General features: G+C 40.9%; 18 protein-coding genes and 1 pseudogene. 6 read left to right on the forward strand and 13 right to left on the reverse strand.

Going from position 1 to position 17,040, the window contains the following annotated elements:
• Positions 1-8: 8 nt before the first annotated feature.
• Genes cobT through CYAN7822_RS17875 form a run of 3 tightly spaced genes read right to left on the reverse strand, consistent with a single transcriptional unit; the run spans position 9 to position 2,721 of the window.
• Entirely contained in the window at positions 9-1,112 is a 1,104-nt protein-coding gene (gene cobT / locus CYAN7822_RS17865) for a nicotinate mononucleotide-dependent phosphoribosyltransferase CobT (protein ID WP_013323659.1), read from the reverse strand.
• A 48-nt stretch (positions 1,113-1,160) separates the two neighbouring features.
• Positions 1,161-1,958, reverse strand: coding sequence for a DUF2232 domain-containing protein (locus CYAN7822_RS17870; RefSeq protein ID WP_013323660.1), 798 nt, complete (start codon positions 1,956-1,958; stop codon positions 1,161-1,163).
• 55 nt (positions 1,959-2,013) lie between these two features.
• Entirely contained in the window at positions 2,014-2,721 is a 708-nt protein-coding gene (locus CYAN7822_RS17875) for a Crp/Fnr family transcriptional regulator (RefSeq protein WP_013323661.1), read from the reverse strand.
• A 119-nt stretch (positions 2,722-2,840) separates the two neighbouring features.
• On the opposite strand from CYAN7822_RS17875, the gene CYAN7822_RS17880 reads away from it, so the two are divergent.
• The 4 genes from CYAN7822_RS17880 (at position 2,841) to CYAN7822_RS17895 (ending at position 7,119) form a co-directional block, all read left to right on the forward strand.
• Entirely contained in the window at positions 2,841-4,970 is a 2,130-nt protein-coding gene (locus tag CYAN7822_RS17880) for an Hsp70 family protein (protein ID WP_013323662.1), read from the forward strand.
• A gap of 220 nt (positions 4,971-5,190) precedes the next feature.
• Positions 5,191-5,886 carry a sugar transferase gene (locus CYAN7822_RS17885; RefSeq protein WP_013323663.1) on the forward strand — a complete coding sequence of 232 codons (696 nt, stop codon included), beginning with the start codon at positions 5,191-5,193 and terminating at the stop codon, positions 5,884-5,886.
• A gap of 353 nt (positions 5,887-6,239) precedes the next feature.
• Positions 6,240-6,491, forward strand: a complete 252-nt coding sequence (locus CYAN7822_RS17890; protein WP_013323664.1) for a hypothetical protein — start codon at positions 6,240-6,242, stop codon at positions 6,489-6,491.
• 76 nt (positions 6,492-6,567) lie between these two features.
• Positions 6,568-7,119, forward strand: coding sequence for a sugar O-acetyltransferase (locus CYAN7822_RS17895; protein WP_013323665.1), 552 nt, complete (start codon positions 6,568-6,570; stop codon positions 7,117-7,119).
• Between the two features lie 94 nt (positions 7,120-7,213).
• On the opposite strand, the gene CYAN7822_RS17900 is transcribed toward CYAN7822_RS17895, so the two are convergent.
• On the reverse strand, positions 7,214-7,507 hold the full coding sequence (locus CYAN7822_RS17900) for a hypothetical protein (RefSeq protein WP_013323666.1): 294 nt from the start codon (positions 7,505-7,507) through the stop codon (positions 7,214-7,216).
• A 66-nt stretch (positions 7,508-7,573) separates the two neighbouring features.
• Here CYAN7822_RS17900 and CYAN7822_RS17905 point away from each other — a divergent pair, with 66 nt between their 5' ends.
• On the forward strand, positions 7,574-8,380 hold the full coding sequence (locus CYAN7822_RS17905) for an EI24 domain-containing protein (RefSeq protein ID WP_013323667.1): 807 nt from the start codon (positions 7,574-7,576) through the stop codon (positions 8,378-8,380).
• Positions 8,381-8,684: 304 nt separating this feature from the next.
• Here CYAN7822_RS17905 and CYAN7822_RS17910 read toward each other — a convergent pair whose 3' ends face one another.
• The 9 genes and pseudogenes from CYAN7822_RS17910 to cysE form a co-directional block, all read right to left on the reverse strand.
• Entirely contained in the window at positions 8,685-9,395 is a 711-nt protein-coding gene (locus CYAN7822_RS17910) for a hypothetical protein (protein WP_013323668.1), read from the reverse strand.
• Between the two features lie 227 nt (positions 9,396-9,622).
• Entirely contained in the window at positions 9,623-10,009 is a 387-nt protein-coding gene (locus CYAN7822_RS17915) for a type II toxin-antitoxin system VapC family toxin (protein WP_013323669.1), read from the reverse strand.
• Positions 10,006-10,236 carry a type II toxin-antitoxin system Phd/YefM family antitoxin gene (locus CYAN7822_RS17920; RefSeq protein WP_013323670.1) on the reverse strand — a complete coding sequence of 77 codons (231 nt, stop codon included), beginning with the start codon at positions 10,234-10,236 and terminating at the stop codon, positions 10,006-10,008. Before CYAN7822_RS17920 ends, CYAN7822_RS17915 begins: the two co-directional genes overlap by 4 nt.
• A gap of 641 nt (positions 10,237-10,877) precedes the next feature.
• A complete protein-coding gene (locus tag CYAN7822_RS17925; protein ID WP_013323671.1) occupies positions 10,878-11,504 on the reverse strand; it encodes a CBS domain-containing protein in 627 nt (208 codons plus the stop codon).
• Between the two features lie 54 nt (positions 11,505-11,558).
• Positions 11,559-11,759 (reverse strand): putative nitrogen fixation protein NifT, encoded by a 201-nt coding sequence (nifT, locus tag CYAN7822_RS17930; protein ID WP_013323672.1) that lies wholly within the window; start codon positions 11,757-11,759, stop codon positions 11,559-11,561.
• A 30-nt stretch (positions 11,760-11,789) separates the two neighbouring features.
• Entirely contained in the window at positions 11,790-12,056 is a 267-nt protein-coding gene (locus CYAN7822_RS17935; protein WP_013323673.1) for a nitrogen fixation protein NifZ, read from the reverse strand.
• An 11-nt stretch (positions 12,057-12,067) separates the two neighbouring features.
• Entirely contained in the window at positions 12,068-13,180 is a 1,113-nt protein-coding gene (gene nifV / locus CYAN7822_RS17940) for a homocitrate synthase (protein WP_013323674.1), read from the reverse strand.
• Between the two features lie 23 nt (positions 13,181-13,203).
• On the reverse strand, positions 13,204-13,422 hold the full coding sequence (locus CYAN7822_RS17945) for a DUF2949 domain-containing protein (RefSeq protein ID WP_013323675.1): 219 nt from the start codon (positions 13,420-13,422) through the stop codon (positions 13,204-13,206).
• Between the two features lie 311 nt (positions 13,423-13,733).
• Positions 13,734-14,417 (reverse strand): annotated as a pseudogene (gene cysE / locus CYAN7822_RS17950) (serine O-acetyltransferase); the annotation flags it as partial.
• A gap of 1,134 nt (positions 14,418-15,551) precedes the next feature.
• Between cysE and nifB the strand changes: the two are divergent.
• Complete coding sequence (gene nifB / locus CYAN7822_RS17955; RefSeq protein WP_013323677.1) at positions 15,552-17,003, forward strand: nitrogenase cofactor biosynthesis protein NifB; 1,452 nt, start codon at positions 15,552-15,554, stop codon at positions 17,001-17,003.
• Positions 17,004-17,040: the final 37 nt, after the last annotated feature.

Genomic DNA, 17,040 nt, shown 5'->3' on the forward strand with positions numbered 1-17,040 from the left:
ATAACTGATTACCTAACTAAAGATTGAGCAATTAAAGCCTCAATAGTCAGCAATAATTGTTCCTGAGTGCAACCTTGATAGAGATGAGCCGCAATGGCTGATCCGCCGGCTCCCACTCCTTCTTTGACAAATCCCTGTTCATACACCCGTAACTGAGGATAACAAGAGTCAGCAAAACTTAATTGAGTGGCTAAGAGAGGGACATCTTGCAGCATTTGAGCTAATCCTATGGTATCGGCGCTCTTATCTTCGGCTACCCAGCGAGTAGTTCCCACCACCACTTGTTTTAAATTAGCCGCTTCTCGTGATCGATCAATAATAGAACGCATCAAAGCATAAACCGCTAACATTTGAGTTCCCCCGGCAAGCATTACCCCGACAGTACGACTTGCTGCAATGGCCATACCGGCGGCGACAATTTGCATCGGATCGCCCACCGCCGCCACCAAGGCAAAAGGATCAACGGGTCCACAAACCGGTAAAAAGCCCGCTTTGGCTAATCCTGTTGCTACAACCGACCATTTTTGTGCATGGTTACATTGGGGATGACTACTATTAACCTTACCCATAGCCTTAAAGCCTAAACCCGTTAAAAGGGCTAGAGCAGTAGTGGTTCCACCTACCACACATTCGCTAATAAGTAAATAACTTCCTGTCGCTTTAGCGGCTAATTTTTCTCCCCAATGTAAGCCTTGTTGGTAAAGATGATCAACCGTTACTAAGGGTAAAGCATGACCTGATGTCAGACAATTAGCGGCTGTACCCTCTAAATCAATAAAAGGCACAGAAGGAGGAGCCAGCAAACCGGCATTAAATAGATAAATAGGTATATTAAACGCTTTGATGACTGCACGAGAGATATAAACTGGAGAAACCCCCACACTCAGAGGGGGTAAAGGATATTTAGGCTCAGGTTTTGGGCCGTTAATGAGAAATTCGGCATCGGCGAGGGCAGTATATTTTCGGTCTTCTGGGGTTGCGCCGGCGGCTGAAATTCCCGGAATTAAACCCGTATTCGTAAAGCCTAAAATGCAAGCAAAAATCGGCAAACATTCTTGATACCGTTGTAACCAAGCTTGTCCTCTTTGGGGCTGAGTATAAATAGAAATCATTGACTAAGATGTTTTGAATTGCATCGTCGACGGAGCTTATAAATTAGTTTACTCATAATCCAAAATCACTTGTACCCAAGAAGGAGGGCGAGGAATAGGATTTCCTAATCGATCTAAAACCAGCAAAGCCACCAAATGAACCGCAAATAGATAGAGGAAATTATTAAAAATAATTGCAATGACTGCTAACAATTGAACTAGCAAAATATCTGGTTGAGCGAGTAATCCTAGTTTCATAAATGCCCAGTCAAGAAATCCTGTCACTTGAGTAATGGCATAGAGCCATAAATCTTCTCCTAACAAAATTGAAAATAACCAGATGCGAAAAAACAAGCCAAATACACCAATAATAGTCCCCAACAACATCGACAAATACCAAGAAGCCCCCCGTCTCCAGCAAGCCCCCAATTGCACCCCCATCACTCCATAGGGGATAAAAAAAACGATACTGCGAGTGGGTCCCATCAGTACCGATAAAAGCAATCCTGAGACAATAGCCGCCATCCAAGAAGCCCGTTGTCCCCAACGTAAATAAACAAGAGCAATGGGAAGGGCAAAAAAGATTCTTAAAACAGGCCCAAGAGGAAAATAATAATTAATCAGCCAGATTAAACTTGCCGTACTTGCCAAAAAAGCTGTTTCTACCGTGACTAAAGTCGGGCTAACTCGTAAAGAATTTTTTTGCGAAAAATTCGTCTTAGAAGAGTTAGAAACCGGTCTTTCTGACGTTTCAATTTCATCGTCAACCCAGTTGGATTCATCAGCTAAAGTATCAATCTCATTCGACAAATTTTGTTGGTTTTTGTCTTTTTGAGAGGGATTTAAATCATCAGAAAAATTATTCATCAAGCTTATCAATATAGTAATGTGGTAGTTTAATCTAGGCGTTAATTATTCCTCATTAAGTAATAACCCGTTCTAAAGATGACAGATCGAGAATACAAACGGTATCAGCAGTCCGTTGAATTAGACCTTTCTTTTCGAGTTTAGTTAGAGAACGAGTGACGGTTTCCCGAGCTAACCCACTAATACTACTCAATTCTCGATGAGGTAAATTAGGAATTTCAATACCCTTTTGAGCTTTTTTTCCTTGTCCTTCCGCCAGAAAAATCAGAGTATCAGCGACTCTAGATAAACTATCAGCTTCTCGTAAGCGAAGTCGGCGGTTAAGTTGACGCAGACGTTTGGCCATCAGTTGGGATAAACGTATGCCGGCTAGAGGTTCTGCCATGAGAAACTTAACAAAATCTTGGGCAGGAATACTACTGATCATCGTTGGTGTTAAAGTAATCACATCCGTAGAACGGGGTGCTTCTTCCAAAGCCGCCATTTCCCCAACCACTTCTCCTTTGCCAACAATATTGAGTGTTACCTCTTTACCATCTATATTATAAGTCCGGATTTTCACCCAACCATCAAGGATAAAGTAAACAGAACCGCCCCAGTCATTTTCCAGTAGGATAACGCGATTAGCTGGATGAGTACGAGTGACAGCATGGGTGCTGATCAAGTCCAAACTCTCTTCAGATAATCCCTCAAATAAAGAAATCGTGTTCAGCAATTTCTCTCTATCAGTCCTGTGATCGTAATGTTCTTTTTTCTCGTCCATAAGCTATAAGCAGATTATTAATCTATCTGCTATGCTAACCCTATCAAAAATTACACGCTTGTGAGAGCTTTTTCTTAAGTTAATTAATATATTGTCGCCTATCTGGAAAAGGTAAACTCGTGACTGCTTCACATCTTCAATCCCTCATTGCTGATCTTGATCGCCTTCTATCTCAGTCTAGCTCTCGTCTATCTTGGTCTACCTCAGATACTTGGGCTGAACGAGAGCAAACCCGGCAATTATTGCAGAAAATACGGGTTTATTTGCTGAGTTTAGACTCTCAACCCTTAACACAAGCAGAAAGTTCCCTAGAATTGTCTTCAACGGCAGAACAATGGGTTGAACAAATCACCTCTACAGTCATTGCTCAACTGAATTCTCAATTGGGCCTTTGGTTTGATTCTCTTGGGGCAGAATTAGAGGCCCTTCGTCAGCAAAGACAATCTTTAGTACAAGACCTTCAAAGTCTACAACTTCAGTATCAGCAGATGACTGCTAATTTTATGCAATTGCTGATGAAACGCTCTCAAGATGTATTGGAACAGCAAATTTATCAAACTCAAGAAACCATCGCTCAACAATTAAGGATAGAGTCTTCTGCTTGGATTCATCCTTCAGAAATTGCAGAACAGTTAATCCAGTTACAACAACATTCAGACCAACTTTTAAGCGAACTTGATACCACTTTCCGCACGATATTTGAAACCCTCGAGCAAGATTTACAAGGTTATAGTCAGTCTTTATCTCAGGGTTTGGAGAGAATGCACGGTTTAGGACAACAAGGAGAGGTGAAGTTACTGGCCTATATCAATCGTCTCAGTGAACAACTCGAAAAGGCTAGTCTTTCTCCTTCTCCTACGGATGAGCTTGGTGTACCACAAGCCGCTTCTTCAGTTCCCATTGACTCGATTCGTTTATTGACGGATTTAATTCCTTCAACAACGCTCCTTGAACAACAGCCGCTCACCACCACTTCAGAAACCGTTTGTCCCCCCAGAGAACTCACCACCCAAGAGGACTTTGTTCGCCTCCAAGGTTGGTATTTAGGGGTTGAGGTTGGCAGTAGCGCCTTAACTGCGGTTTTGTCAAAGCTTAACCGCCAAGCTGGCGAAGAAAATCTGATACAAGAGTATTCTTTATATTGGTCAACCGGTGAATGCTCGAGTTTTCGTCTACCCACAACGGCCTACTCCTCAATTGAGCAAAGCACAGCGATGCAGTTAGATAATCTTAAATCTTTATTGAATCAAACAGAGGCTTTATCTCAAGACCTTGCCCTTATTTTAGTCAGCTTATTTTCTACCTTAAAAGCTACCGAGATGGATGTATCGGCAACCCTGGCGGTGATGAGCGAACAGTTATCCGCCTCTGAGCTAGAGTCTGCTTTAAGCGACTTACAGGGGATAATTTTTAGTATTCCTAATGGTTGGGGAGAACCCTACCGTTCTCAATTAAAATGGGCAGTGAAAACGGCTGATTTACTCAAAGAGGATCAACCGATCTTTTTTCTCGAAGAAGCGATCGCTACTTTTTTAGCTCATTTACCTTTAACCAGTACAAATCTATTATCTTTATGGCCCAGTACAACCCTTGTGATTAATGCCGGTGCCACTACCACTGATTTAGCTTTAGTGAATATCCCTCACCAGATTGAAACTTTATCGCCTGAGCATTTTCGGCTTTCAACTATTCCTTATGGGGGTAATGCTCTCGATCAAGATATCTTTTGTCAGTTAATTTATCCTCAGTGGCTTTCTCAACTGAATCCCTCTTTTCCTAGAATAGCGGAGATGGTTCCGAGTGCGGGTATGCCGGACCTGGAAAAACGAGAGCAATTAAAGCAATGCTTACAAGCTAGTCCCCTCGGTGTTTCTTTTCTAGAAGCGGCTAAATTAGCGAAATTGATTCTACAGCAACAGGTGTCTTTTACTTCTCAATTGGGCCATCAACCTTGGACTCTCCAACGCCACGATCTCGAAAAAATTGTTATTGGTCCTTTTTTAGGATATCTTGAGCAACAAATTCAAAGTTTGCTTTCTCAAAACCATCTTTCTTTTGAGGATGTGGGACAAGTGATCACATCCGGCGGCACCACTTTAGCCTTATGGCCTTATTTATCAGCTTGGATGAATGAAAAATTTCCCCTAGCGAGGCTATTGTATGATGACCAAACAGAAATGATTACTACAGTAGCTAGAGGATTAGCGCGTTTACCCTTTTTTCCTAATTTTCAAAAGCCACAGGAGTAAAGGGGAAGCTGAAGTGAAATCTTCTAGCTTATATTTTTTTCTAAATGAATTTACCGAGAGCCGGTAGAGAGAAACCTGCACTGATTTCGTATGATCGAGTAAAAATCATAAAGAAATTTAAAAATTTTGAAAAAAGTTAGCTCAAGAGATGACAATTGGCCAAATAAATTGCATAATAGTGGCGAAAAAACCTTTGTTTTAACTAAGTTTCTCAGTAATTGTGATTAGCACACCTAGATTAAACTTTTTTTGTCTAAGTTCTTCCAAGCATAAGGTACAAGCGAAGAAGTTCCATGTTCATGAATTGACTCATGCTTCGGTTTACAGTAAGACCAAACGCATTATTGATATTTTCGGCGCTATTGTCGGTCTTGCGATCACGGCCATTCTTTTTATTCCCATTGCGATCGCTATGCAGTTAGATGATCCGGGTCCGGTTTTGTATCGTCAAAAACGCTGTGGATTAAATGCAAAACCCTTTGTCATCTGGAAATTCCGCTCAATGATCGTCGATGCTGACCAAAAACAGCATCTTGTCCCTAACCAAGCTCAAGGTCAAATCTTCAAAAATGAATGCGATCCACGAGTGACTCGGGTGGGTAGATTCCTCAGACGCACCAGTCTAGACGAATTTCCTCAATTTTGGAATGTTTTATGGGGAGATATGAGTCTAGTGGGAACTCGTCCTCCCACCGTCACCGAAGTGGCTAACTATAAACCTCATCATTTCTCTCGTCTAAAGGTTAGACCTGGGTTAACCGGAGAATGGCAGGTTAAAGGTCGTTCAAATATCAAAAATTTTGAAGATATTGTGCAAATGGACCTAGATTATCAGTATAAATGGTCTATTCAATATGATCTATTCTTAATTTGGCAGACAGTAGGGGTGATCTTTAGCCGCAAAGGTGCTTGTTAAAGACAATTTCCCAAAAATGAGGCCATATAGCTAAATAGCTCTAGCTAATTTAGTTTACCTCTCATGATATGATGACATCCGCTTTTGATTCTAAGCCTGTACAAGTCTTTTTTTCCTATTCTCTCAAAGATGAAAACTTAGGGATAAATTAGCTATCTATCTTTCTATCTTGGCGCAACAGGGAGTAAGCGCTTGTATTAATAACATTATTTTCAAAAAATCTCTGGATTTAGTAAAGATGTTCTTTTTTTGCCAGAGAGACGCTATAAATTTGGCAAGTGGCAAGCGGCAATAAGAAATATAATTAAATATAATCATTAATGGGAGAAAAGCTATATATAGGAAAAAGACTAATGACTAACGAACAAATTCTTCTTGAAACCTGGCGAACTTTACCCACTGACAAACAGCTACAGGTTTTAGAATTTATTAAGTCAATTCAATCAAATTCCTCTGAATCAGAATCATCTTATCACCCTAAAACCGAATTAGGGAAAAAATTATGGCAAATCCGAAATAAAGCGATAGCTGAAGGAAAGATTAAACTCCTTGATTGGGAAGGAATAGAACAAGAAATTGCCCAACGACGAGGCGAAACAGAGTGACTTTAATTAAAACCTATATTGATTCAGGTGTTTTCATATTAGCTTATCAAGGCATTGATGTATATAAATTAATCCCATGAACGAAAAAGAAAAAATGCTGGCAGGAGAATATTATAACTCCTTCGACGAAGAATTAGTTAGAGATAGAGAACGAGCCAAAAAATTATGTAAACAACTTAATGATATTCCCGATGCTCCTGTGGACGAAAGAAATAAAATACTACAAGAACTTTTTCAAACGAAGAAAAATTGCTTAATAGAATCGCCATTTCGATGTGATTATGGCTATAATATAAAAATAGGCGAAAATTTTTATGCTAATTTTGGTTGTATTATTCTAGATTGCAATATTGTTAAAATAGGGAATAATGTCCTATTTGCCCCTAATGTACAAGTATATACCGCAACACATCCGGTTAATATTGCTGATAGAATAGCCGGCAAAGAAATGGCTTATCCCATAGAAATTGGAGATAACGTTTGGATCGGTGGAGGAAGTATTATATTACCCGGAGTGAAAATCGGAGAAAATACAACCATTGGTGCAGGAAGTGTTGTCACAAAAGATATCCCCCCAAATACCGTTGCTGTCGGAAACCCTTGCCGATTCATTAAACAAATAAAATAATTTCCAATATACAAAAAACCTAATATCCTAAAAGACAAACCTTTTGCGTTCTTCTTGGCGGCTTGGCGGCTTGGCCTGGCCCCAAAATATTAACCTATAACCAAGTGGAAACCGAGCGTAAAACCTCCGGAATTTGAGTATCAATAGGAAACTCTAGAATCGTCTCAGAATAACCCAAATAACCCGACTCAGTAAAAGATAACAACATCCGAGACAACGCCACCCAAACCGGCTGATCAAATTCCCAATCAGCCCCTTTTCTAGCATAACAAGCAATAGATTTCAAAGCCCAAAAATAGCTATTACGAACCACAGAACCGCCTTTTTTATAACTCGGTAAATCCTCATAATGAATACAAAGAATATCATCCTTAAGATAGACTTTCATTACTTCTTTCAAAATAACCTGTTATCCAATAAGATACAATAAACTCAGGATCAATTTTTTCGGAAAATGCTACAGATATTAAGTGGATTTGGCTTATTAAGCGGCGCTAGTTATCCTTTTCGCGCTCTGACTCTTTTTAAAAAAAACCCTAGACTATGGAATTATCTCATTGTTCCCATTTTAGTCAATATTTTTTTACTCATTACGCTATATGGCGGCTTAGTCTTTTTTGGCTGGCAAATCGTACAAACTTGGATAGTAAACTTATCTGGATGGGTAGATAAAGCCATTGCTAACCTTCCCGCCTGGTTAAGTATTCTAGAATACCTTATTGTCGGATTGGGACTTATATTAGATTTGCTGCTAAATATTATTCTATTTATTATTACCGGTTTTATCTTTGCTCAGTTTGGGACATTATTAGGCGCTCCTTGGTATGGAAAACTGTCCGAACAATTAGAAAAACTAAAAACCGGTAAAGTCGAAACGGTTGAAGTGGGAATTATTCGAGATATTGGGCGAGCAATTTTATTTGAATTAAAAAAGCTGGTATTAGTGGCCTTTGTGGGAATTCCTTTATTACTGGCCAATTTTTTCCCAGGTATAGGAACTTTAATTTCTACTGTTGGCGGCATTACTCTTACAGCAATCATTGTCTGTCTGGACTTTCTGGATGCACCTTTAGAACGTCGCCGTTTACGCTTTCGCCGCAAATTAAAGATGATATTTGCCACTTTACCCGCTAGTGCGGGGTTTAGTTTAGTTTGTTTAGGGTTAGTGAGTATTCCTCTGTTGAATTTAGTCACCATTCCTTTATGTGTGGCTTCAGGAACGCTGTTTTTTTGCGATCGCCTTTTACCTAAATTAAAATAGATTACAATTAAAAATTAGGATCAAGCTCATATTTTTCAAATTATTTGAGGTTATTGCGTCTTTTATAAGCATTGGTGAAAAGTGGCCTACAGCCTTAAATTACCGCCAAGGTTTACACAAGGCAATAAAACTTCATTTTTGTTGAAAATTTTGGCTTGATTATTATGCAATTAAAACTTCAAAGCTATCAGCCCTCTTTTTCCGTAAATACTTCCCCTCTAATTAGCCCAACCGCGCTGTGCCCAAACTTTTTCCTTACCAGTTGTTCGGGCTATCTAATGAAAATTCCTATTTTAAGCAGGCATTAGAAGGGTTCATCATCCTCATTATATTCTGGGGTATATTTAGGAAGAGTTTTAAGATAATTATTGGGAAGTTGGAAGCCTAAAAGTTTGATGTTCGTCTGTTCTAGTTCTTTCCAATTAGAATAAACTTCTTTAAATAAATCATAGCAGTACCAACGACCTTGATAGAGGTCAATTGTCTTGGCTAGAGCAATATCGATCCGTTCGGCATCACCTTCGGCGAATTCATAAATTTCTGGCTGTTGATTGACTCGTATGGCGACTTGAAATGATCCGGGAACTTCTATTAGAGAGAATTGAGGCTCAAAAGATGTGTCAAATCGAAAATTTCCTGTCCTGTCAACCTCTAGTAGAACACCATCTTCATCGTGCATTACCCGATAGAAAAAAGCTTCACATCCCAGTTGCATTGCTAAAGTCGATAATCGAGGGTGATCCGTACCGGGAGCGCGTAGAAATAACCATTCATTCGGATAAGTTTTGACAACTGTCCAGCCAGATCGCCCAATCCCTAAGCCGACTATTAATAAAGGAGGTCGCTCCCCTATTCTAAGATGTGATAATTGTTCAAGATCGAATTTTAAATCAGGAAGTTGTGGAAGAAGATAACAATCTGGTTCTTTCACAAGCACCTCAATCAGTGCCTCGGCAACAGTATCCCGATTATCTGCATGAATATAAGAGGTAAAATTACAGTAAAACCCATCCATATTTAATGCGGCAGCAAAAGATCCATTATTATACCAGAAATCGCCCCATTGACCGCCCTGTAGGGTGGGTTAGGCGGCGATAACATCAAAAACCAACACTTTTTGATCAATCCGCCGTAACCCACCACCAAAAGCTTTGGCACAAAAAATATGTTTTTCTCCATAATGACGAGAGAGCCATTTTTTAGTTAAAGCGGTGCCTTACTATAAGATCAGGCGCAGCCGCATTACCAAAGACGTTGAATGCCATAATGATCCAATGCAGTATCTACACTAATAATCGGAATTTTTTCAACGATTGCTTGAGCAACCAGTAGGCGATCAAAGGGATCTTTATGATAAAAAGGAAGGGTGATCACAGCATCAGTGTGTTCTGGTGTGATAGCAAGGATATTAAATTGATATTGGTTAAGACATACATCAATAAAATCCTTGTAAGGTTGATGTAGAGTGAGTTTACCTATGCTGATTTTGATGGCAATTTCCCAATAGGATACTGGGCTGATTAATATTTCGTTATTTTGGTTAATAATTAGCTGATGGGCGGTGCTACTGAGGGGTGATTCGTTAAGGGTGTACCAAAGCAGAGTATGGCTATCGATTAGGTATTTCAAGGCTGATACTCACCAAAATCTTGCAAGTGTTCTTCGTCATCAGCCACAATGGTAATCATTCCTTTACACAGTCCAGGGCCTGGACGTTGGGGTGCTATTGGTGTTTGCCCGATTAATTTGGCCAGTAGGCGATCCTTGTCGGTAATCAATAATTCTTCCCCGGGTTTGAGATTGTAAATCAGTTCGGGGAGTTTGGCTTGGGCTTCTTCGAGAGAGATGATCGTCATTTTACGGCAAGCGCGAGGATGAAACGAATTTCTAGGCTGATAATTCTTCAATTAGTATTGTACAGGTTTTAGTCTTCTAGAATGGGGGAAGAGATAATAAATAGAAAATTGAACATGATCTAAAGTTTTGTAACATCCATGTATATACCATACTCCCAACCATGTATATACGGTTCTCTCGTCATCATGGGGAAAAATGTATTTTTTGTGCCAAAGCTTTTGGTGTTGGGTTACGGCGGATTGATAAAAAAGTGTTGGTATTCAGTTATCGCCGCCTAACCCACCCTACATTGCTCATTTTTTTTATAGCAGTTAAATATAAAATAGTGCGGTGCGAAAACGTGCCTGTAACGCTCCCTACAAAATTAGTGATCCTATTCACCTCACTCAAAAAACATTTTTGCTAAAGCGTGTTCCTTTCTACAAAAACAGTGCTTGCATTTGATTAAAATATTTACTAGAAAACAGGAAAAGAGAACGGCATCAGTTCAAAAGGATTAACCCTGCCGCTCTCATCTAAATTATCCTCTTAGTCGTTATCTAGAACTTTCGGTTATTCTTTTAATAGCCTAACAGAACTAAAATAACAGTCGAGTCATTCTGTAACTCATTTAACGCTACAACTCACCAGAGCTATCAGCTTAGACAGCCGCTAACTCTTTATGATGAATTTGTAAAACTTCGGGATATTCGTCACAGAAGATTTGGAAAGCTGTTTTTTCAGGAGGAACGACTCCTGCTTGATAAACAGCTTCGGCCTCTAATTCATCAGCTAAGGCCCAAGCGTCAAGACATTGCTTGGAAGTCGGACCATAACTCGCCGCCAGATTGCGAGCTTCTTCAATGGCTGCCGCCAATTGTCGCTGTAACAGAGGCTGTTTGGGATTTTCTAAGAAGTCACCCTTGTAGAGGATATCACTTTCCGAAATAATACCCAGTAATTCCCCTTGAATAACCGGAGCAATGCGAATGCCGGTATTAGCAAATAAACGAGCTACATATTCTACACCTAGATCGGGATTGACCACGATGCAAGGCTTAGTCATGATTTCGTAAACTCGTAGTTTTTCAGGGTCCTTACCATAGGCAACTACCTTGGTAATAATATCCGTATGGGTAACAATGCCATACGCATCTTGTGGAGTACGAGTCTCAACGATGAGCGCTCGTAATTCTTTCCACTTCATCAATTTGACTGCTTCAGCTACAGTGGCAGAACCTTTAATAGTGGCCACGTCTTGAGTCATGATGTCCGATGCTTTCAGCATAATAAAACCTCCTTACAAATGAAGGTAGAGTTGGGGTGTAAAGGCAGTTGCCGCTTAAAGCTTTTTGGCTTCAAGGGTTTGAGGCAACTGAATGTCATTAGCCAGGCGAGAAAAAGCTAATTCCCAACCGTTAGCTAATGTCAATACTGTTCCGTCGGGTACGTCTGTGTTGCTGACCACGACTTCTTCTAAATCTTTTTTAGGAACATATACCGATAAATTCCCATCTGAAGTGCGGCTTAGAATAACTTTCATTTTGAAGTAACCTCCGATTAATAGATGAATTTAGTCAACAGCTTCTATTTCTTTGTAGCGACAACCCACTACAACACCTCTTTCGAGGATATGCACAGCATAGATGTAGTAACTTTGTAAATAGGTTCCTATACTGACAACGTAGCCGATATCGCCTTTTTTGGCTAAAACTTCTCCTATTTCTTTGCCTGGAAACGTGCCATCATTCCGTAAGACTTTACGAATGCGGACTTTTTCCTCGATTTCATATATCGGGGGGTCATTGATTTCTACTTCACCGGGGTTATAGAGTCCCATCTAAGTTCTCCTTAATGAGTTGACACTAAATTGAGTAATTCTTCTACGGTTAAACCCCGTTTTACTTCTACTGAAAGATTCCGTACTCGATCTAAAACCGATTGAGTTTCTTCTTTCGTTAAAGTAATTCCATGTTGTTGTAGAAGAGAAGACACCGTATGTCGTCCGGAATGTTTACCGACTACCAGTTGTCGTTGGATACCCACTTCTTCAGGGGCAAAGGGTTCATAAGTGGCCGGATTTTGCAGTACACCATGAACATGAATACCCGATTCATGAGCAAAAACATTTTTTCCCACAATGGCTTTCCAAGGGGCAACCGGATGACCTGAAGCCGCCGCCACTAATTGGGACAGTTCGCGTAACCGACGAGTATCAAGGTTTAAATCGATCTCATAAAGCCGCTTAAGGGCCATCACCACTTCTTCAGTAGCGGCATTGCCGGCTCTTTCCCCTAAACCATTGACTGTGGTGTTAACTGAGGTAGCACCCGCTTGCAATCCGGCAAGTGCATTGGCGGTGGCTAATCCAAAATCATTATGGGTGTGCATTTCTACGGGGATAGACAAAGCTTTCACCAATTTACTCACTTTCTGACCCGTAGTCACTGGATCAAGAATGCCCACCGTATCACAAAAACGGAATCGAGAAGCCCCCCAATCTTGGGCAGAAAGAGCAATATCGATTAAAAAAGATTCATCGGCTCTTGAGGAGTCTTCGCCCCCAATAGACACATATAAACCTTGATCTAAAGCAAAGTGAATACTATCTCGCAGCCGCTCGCCAACGAAACGACAATTGCCGCCAAATTTAGCTTTGATTTGAATATCTGAGACGGGAATCGAAATATGAACCCGTTTGAGGCCACAAGCGATTGAGGCTTCAATATCTGAGCGCAAGGCTCGATTCCAGCCAAGTAGAGAACATCGTAATCCTAAACGAGTCATTTCGGTAATTGCCTGAGCTTCGGTTCCTCCCATGGCTGGAGTTCCCACTTCGAGTTCAGGAATGCCGATCGCATCCATTATAGTCGCTAAAGCTACTTTTTCACTAACTGTAAAAGCAATTCCTGCTGATTGCTCTCCATCCCGTAAAGTAGTATCATTAATTTGAATATGACTCATCCCTTTATTCCCAACAATAGCGGTTAGAGTAGATTTAGCAAGGTTTGGTGATCTAACCAATCCAGAACTCGTTGGAGTTGTTCTAGAGATACTAAACCATATTGCCACAGAAGCATTGGTAAATTGGTTAAAGAAGTGACAGAATGCTGCTGATTTCGCACCACAGCCAGTTCAGCACTCGAGAGGAACAAATCCTCCTGTAAAAATTCATAAAATTGATTAAGAATTGAATTGGATTCCATGAGAGCACCGTGAATAGTGTGAGCAAGGTTGTCCTTGAAGCAAACCAGTTCAGTAACTTGAGCTTTTCGCTGTTAGCAATAACAGTTAATTACATCAGCTAGATCACTGTTGCCGAATTAGAGTGAGAAGAAGCCTGATAATTTTCCTGAAGCTGAGAATTGTCTCTCAAAAATTCTTTGGGTAACTCACAGATTAAAAACTCTTGTTCTGAAGTCAACGACTGAGAAAAAATGCTTTCTACTGAAGTAGGAGTAATACCCTGGGGTTTTTCCCCTCTAGAATTCAGTATAGTTGAATCGCCAACAAAATTTTGTAGTTTTTGTTCTAATTGCTCAATTCGATCTAACAATGAGCGAATTACGGATGCTTCCACATCAGGGAGTTTCCCATGTTCAAGCGGCGCGTGTTCTTTGCGAGAAATAATTCTACCAGGGATTCCTACAACGGTGCAATCACTGGGAACATTTCGCAAAACGATCGAACCAGCACCAATGCGAACTTGACTGCCAATTTCAATGTTTCCTAAAACTTTTGCTCCTGTACCAACAATTACATGATTTCCCAAGGTGGGATGGCGTTTGCCGGTTTCTTTCCCTGTCCCCCCGAGGGTAACATTTTGGTAAATCAGGCAATAGTCTCCTACAATAGCGGTTTCACCAATTACTACACCCATTCCGTGATCGATGAATACGCCCCGTCCAATGGTTGCCCCTGGATGGATTTCAATGCCGGTGAAAAACCGTGCTAAATGCGAGATAAAACGGGGAAAAAAGGGGATTTTTTGCTGATGCAGCCCATGAGCAAGTCGATGCAGCACTAAAGCGTGTAATCCTGGATAACAGCATAACACTTCTAACCAATTTCTGGCGGCTGGGTCTCGCTCAAAAATAATTTGAAAATCACTCCTTAGGGTTTGGGCAATATTCGAGAAAGCCTTGGGAATTTGAGACAGAAAACTTTCTTTCGGACAAGTGTCCTCGTCTTTTGCTATCATCCCTGACTGAGGGCCAATTTGGCTATGGCCTGCGCCTAATTTGCAGGACTCAGTGGGGTGCGGAACGAGTTCCGCACTCTTGGTTTGAGCGGCTCGGTGATGATGGCGATTTGCTTCTAGAGAGATAAGTCCAAACATTCAAATTTTAATTAGCCAATTAAAATGGGTGCAATTCTAATGCTTATATCAAGCCTTGATTTTTTTCTAGGTCAGCTTCACTCAGTTAAATTGATTGAATTTATTTAGAGGGTACTCAAGACTACAATCAACGCTGAGACAATGGCACAAGGATAGCTTAAAAAAAATTTTGGGGTAGGGGGACTATTATTTTTTCTTGGGGGTTAGGGTATTTTTCCAGTAGGGGATTAGTATTTGTGGACTCAAGGTCAACCCCTTGCTGGTGGAAGGTTTGACGGCATTTTAGCCTCTCGCCGAGCATGAGTGATGATCAACTCATCTATTCCTCGCTCAACAGTGAGCTAAACCCTTATCAATTGGAGGTTTCCAAGTTTTTTTCTTCCTCTTGGTAAACATCTTACTTGTCTATCCGGATAAATATGTTACATTAGATACAGAATTGAATTCCGTGACAGCACTGGGGAAGCAGCAAGACGCTGACTCCAGTTTTTTTTTAGTCATTTGAGTGCAGCCTCATCGTCATTTTGAGGAGAGGAAATAAAGCAGTCAATCCTTTATCTGGCCTGGGCTTGAGCCTGAGTGCATAAATCCCCGTCACCTGATCATAAAATACCTAAGCCTCATCAAAAAAATACTTGTCCTCCAGCCTCAAAAAATTTTTTTGAAGGCTAGAAACCGTATAAATACGAAGGTTGATCATTGAGTACATTGCTAAGTAATTCAATCAGTTTGAACCACGACCTAGTTTTCTTGAGTCCAACAAGGGGGATGTTATAACTGAAAGTAACATCCAGAGAAAGTTTAAACAAATGTTAAATCTAGCTCCCTCCCTAGGGAATGAGAAAGATGGCTCTGGATGCTACCAGTTAACGTCAACATAACAGTCTAACAAATTAGTCGGCAGTGAGCCGTTAGGCTCTTTCAAAAATTCATAATAGTTGAATTGATGAAAGGCACGATGTTCAACTCTCCAACTCATAAGAATCACGGAATTCAATGTTGAAGACGACAAACACACCAACGAGTGACAATAAGATCAACTCTATCAAAGCCGACAAAGGCTGTGGTTGCGGGCCTACTACCCAAGCCGTTACTGATGAGAAAATCTTAGAACGTATTGAAAAGCATCCTTGTTACAGCGAAGAAGCGCACCATCATTATGCGCGGATGCACGTGGCTGTTGCCCCTGCCTGTAACATTCAATGCAACTATTGCAATCGCAAATATGATTGTGCCAATGAAAGCCGTCCCGGCGTAGTTAGTGAAGTGCTAACCCCCGAAGAAGCGGCTCACAAAGTTTTAGTAATTGCCGGCAAAATCCCTCAAATGACCGTTCTGGGTATAGCAGGCCCTGGCGATCCTTTGGCAAATCCAAAACAAACTTTTCGGACCTTTGAGCTAGTCGCTGACAAAGCTCCAGATATTAAATTATGTTTGTCCACCAACGGCTTAATGCTACCGGACTACATAGATCGTATTAAAGAACTCAATGTCGATCACGTCACCATCACCATTAACATGATCGACCCTGAGATAGGGACAAAAATCTATCCTTGGGTACGATATAATCGCAAACGTTATACCGGTATAGAAGGAGTTAAAATCTTACACGAGCGCCAAATGGAAGGACTAGAGGCGCTAAGAGAAGCAGATATTCTCTGCAAAGTTAACTCGGTGCTGATTCCGGGAATTAATGATCATCACCTACAAGAGGTCAATGAAGTGATCCGCTCTAAAGGAGCATTTATTCACAACATTATGCCCCTCATTTCGGCTCCTGAACACGGTACTCACTTCGGGTTGACCGGACAACGTGGTCCCACTCCTAAAGAACTCAAAGCCGTTCAAGATAGTTGCTCTGGCAACATGAAAATGATGCGCCATTGCCGTCAGTGTCGTGCGGATGCTGTAGGACTCCTTGGAGAAGACCGCTCTCAGGAATTCACCAAGGATAAATTCCTAGAAATGACTCCCGAGTATGACCTAGGAGTTCGTCAAGAAGTTCATGCCGGGATTGAAAAAATCCGCGCCGAAGCTCAAACGGTTAAAGCGATTCGTAAAGCGCTTCATAACGAAGCAGTTAAAACCCCAAAAATCTTGGTAGCAGTAGCTACTAAGGGAGGCGGCTTAGTCAATCAACATTTTGGCCATGCTAAAGAGTTCCAAGTTTATGAAGTTGATGGAACTGAAGTTAAATACGTCGGACACCGCAAAATCGATCATTATTGTCAAAGTGGCTACGGCGAAGAGGCAACCCTAGAGTATATCATTAAAGCAATTGCTGATTGCAAAGGGGTTCTGGTTTCTAAGATCGGTTCTTGTCCTAAAGAAGAATTGCGCTCTGCTGGTATAGAACCCTACGAGGCTTTTGACACTATCGATGCTGCTGCCCTCGACTTCTATCAACTGTATCTCACTAAAGAGTCCCTTGAGCGAGTTCAGGCATAAATTCACCCGATAATCACACACCATCATTAAATCAGAG

The sequence above is a fragment of the Gloeothece verrucosa PCC 7822 genome, assembly GCF_000147335.1.
Classification (GTDB): domain Bacteria; phylum Cyanobacteriota; class Cyanobacteriia; order Cyanobacteriales; family Microcystaceae; genus Gloeothece; species Gloeothece verrucosa.

Bases quoted from the DNA above. Each gene is read 5' to 3' on its own strand.
- CYAN7822_RS17895 (WP_013323665.1), top strand. From the start codon at position 6,568: ATGAACGAAAAAGAAAAAATGCTGGCAGGAGAATATTATAACTCCTTC.
- CYAN7822_RS17935 (WP_013323673.1), bottom strand. From the start codon at position 12,056: ATGGGACTCTATAACCCCGGTGAAGTAGAAATCAATGACCCCCCGATA.
- nifT (WP_013323672.1), bottom strand. From the start codon at position 11,759: ATGAAAGTTATTCTAAGCCGCACTTCAGATGGGAATTTATCGGTATAT.
- CYAN7822_RS17905 (WP_013323667.1), top strand. From the start codon at position 7,574: ATGCTACAGATATTAAGTGGATTTGGCTTATTAAGCGGCGCTAGTTAT.
- CYAN7822_RS17890 (WP_013323664.1), top strand. From the start codon at position 6,240: ATGACTAACGAACAAATTCTTCTTGAAACCTGGCGAACTTTACCCACT.
- CYAN7822_RS17920 (WP_013323670.1), bottom strand. From the start codon at position 10,236: ATGACGATCATCTCTCTCGAAGAAGCCCAAGCCAAACTCCCCGAACTG.
- CYAN7822_RS17870 (WP_013323660.1), bottom strand. From the start codon at position 1,958: ATGAATAATTTTTCTGATGATTTAAATCCCTCTCAAAAAGACAAAAAC.
- cobT (WP_013323659.1), bottom strand. From the start codon at position 1,112: ATGATTTCTATTTATACTCAGCCCCAAAGAGGACAAGCTTGGTTACAA.
- CYAN7822_RS17875 (WP_013323661.1), bottom strand. From the start codon at position 2,721: ATGGACGAGAAAAAAGAACATTACGATCACAGGACTGATAGAGAGAAA.
- CYAN7822_RS17910 (WP_013323668.1), bottom strand. From the start codon at position 9,395: ATGGATGGGTTTTACTGTAATTTTACCTCTTATATTCATGCAGATAAT.
- CYAN7822_RS17945 (WP_013323675.1), bottom strand. From the start codon at position 13,422: ATGGAATCCAATTCAATTCTTAATCAATTTTATGAATTTTTACAGGAG.
- nifV (WP_013323674.1), bottom strand. From the start codon at position 13,180: ATGAGTCATATTCAAATTAATGATACTACTTTACGGGATGGAGAGCAA.
- nifB (WP_013323677.1), top strand. From the start codon at position 15,552: ATGTTGAAGACGACAAACACACCAACGAGTGACAATAAGATCAACTCT.
- CYAN7822_RS17900 (WP_013323666.1), bottom strand. From the start codon at position 7,507: ATGAAAGTCTATCTTAAGGATGATATTCTTTGTATTCATTATGAGGAT.
- CYAN7822_RS17925 (WP_013323671.1), bottom strand. From the start codon at position 11,504: ATGCTGAAAGCATCGGACATCATGACTCAAGACGTGGCCACTATTAAA.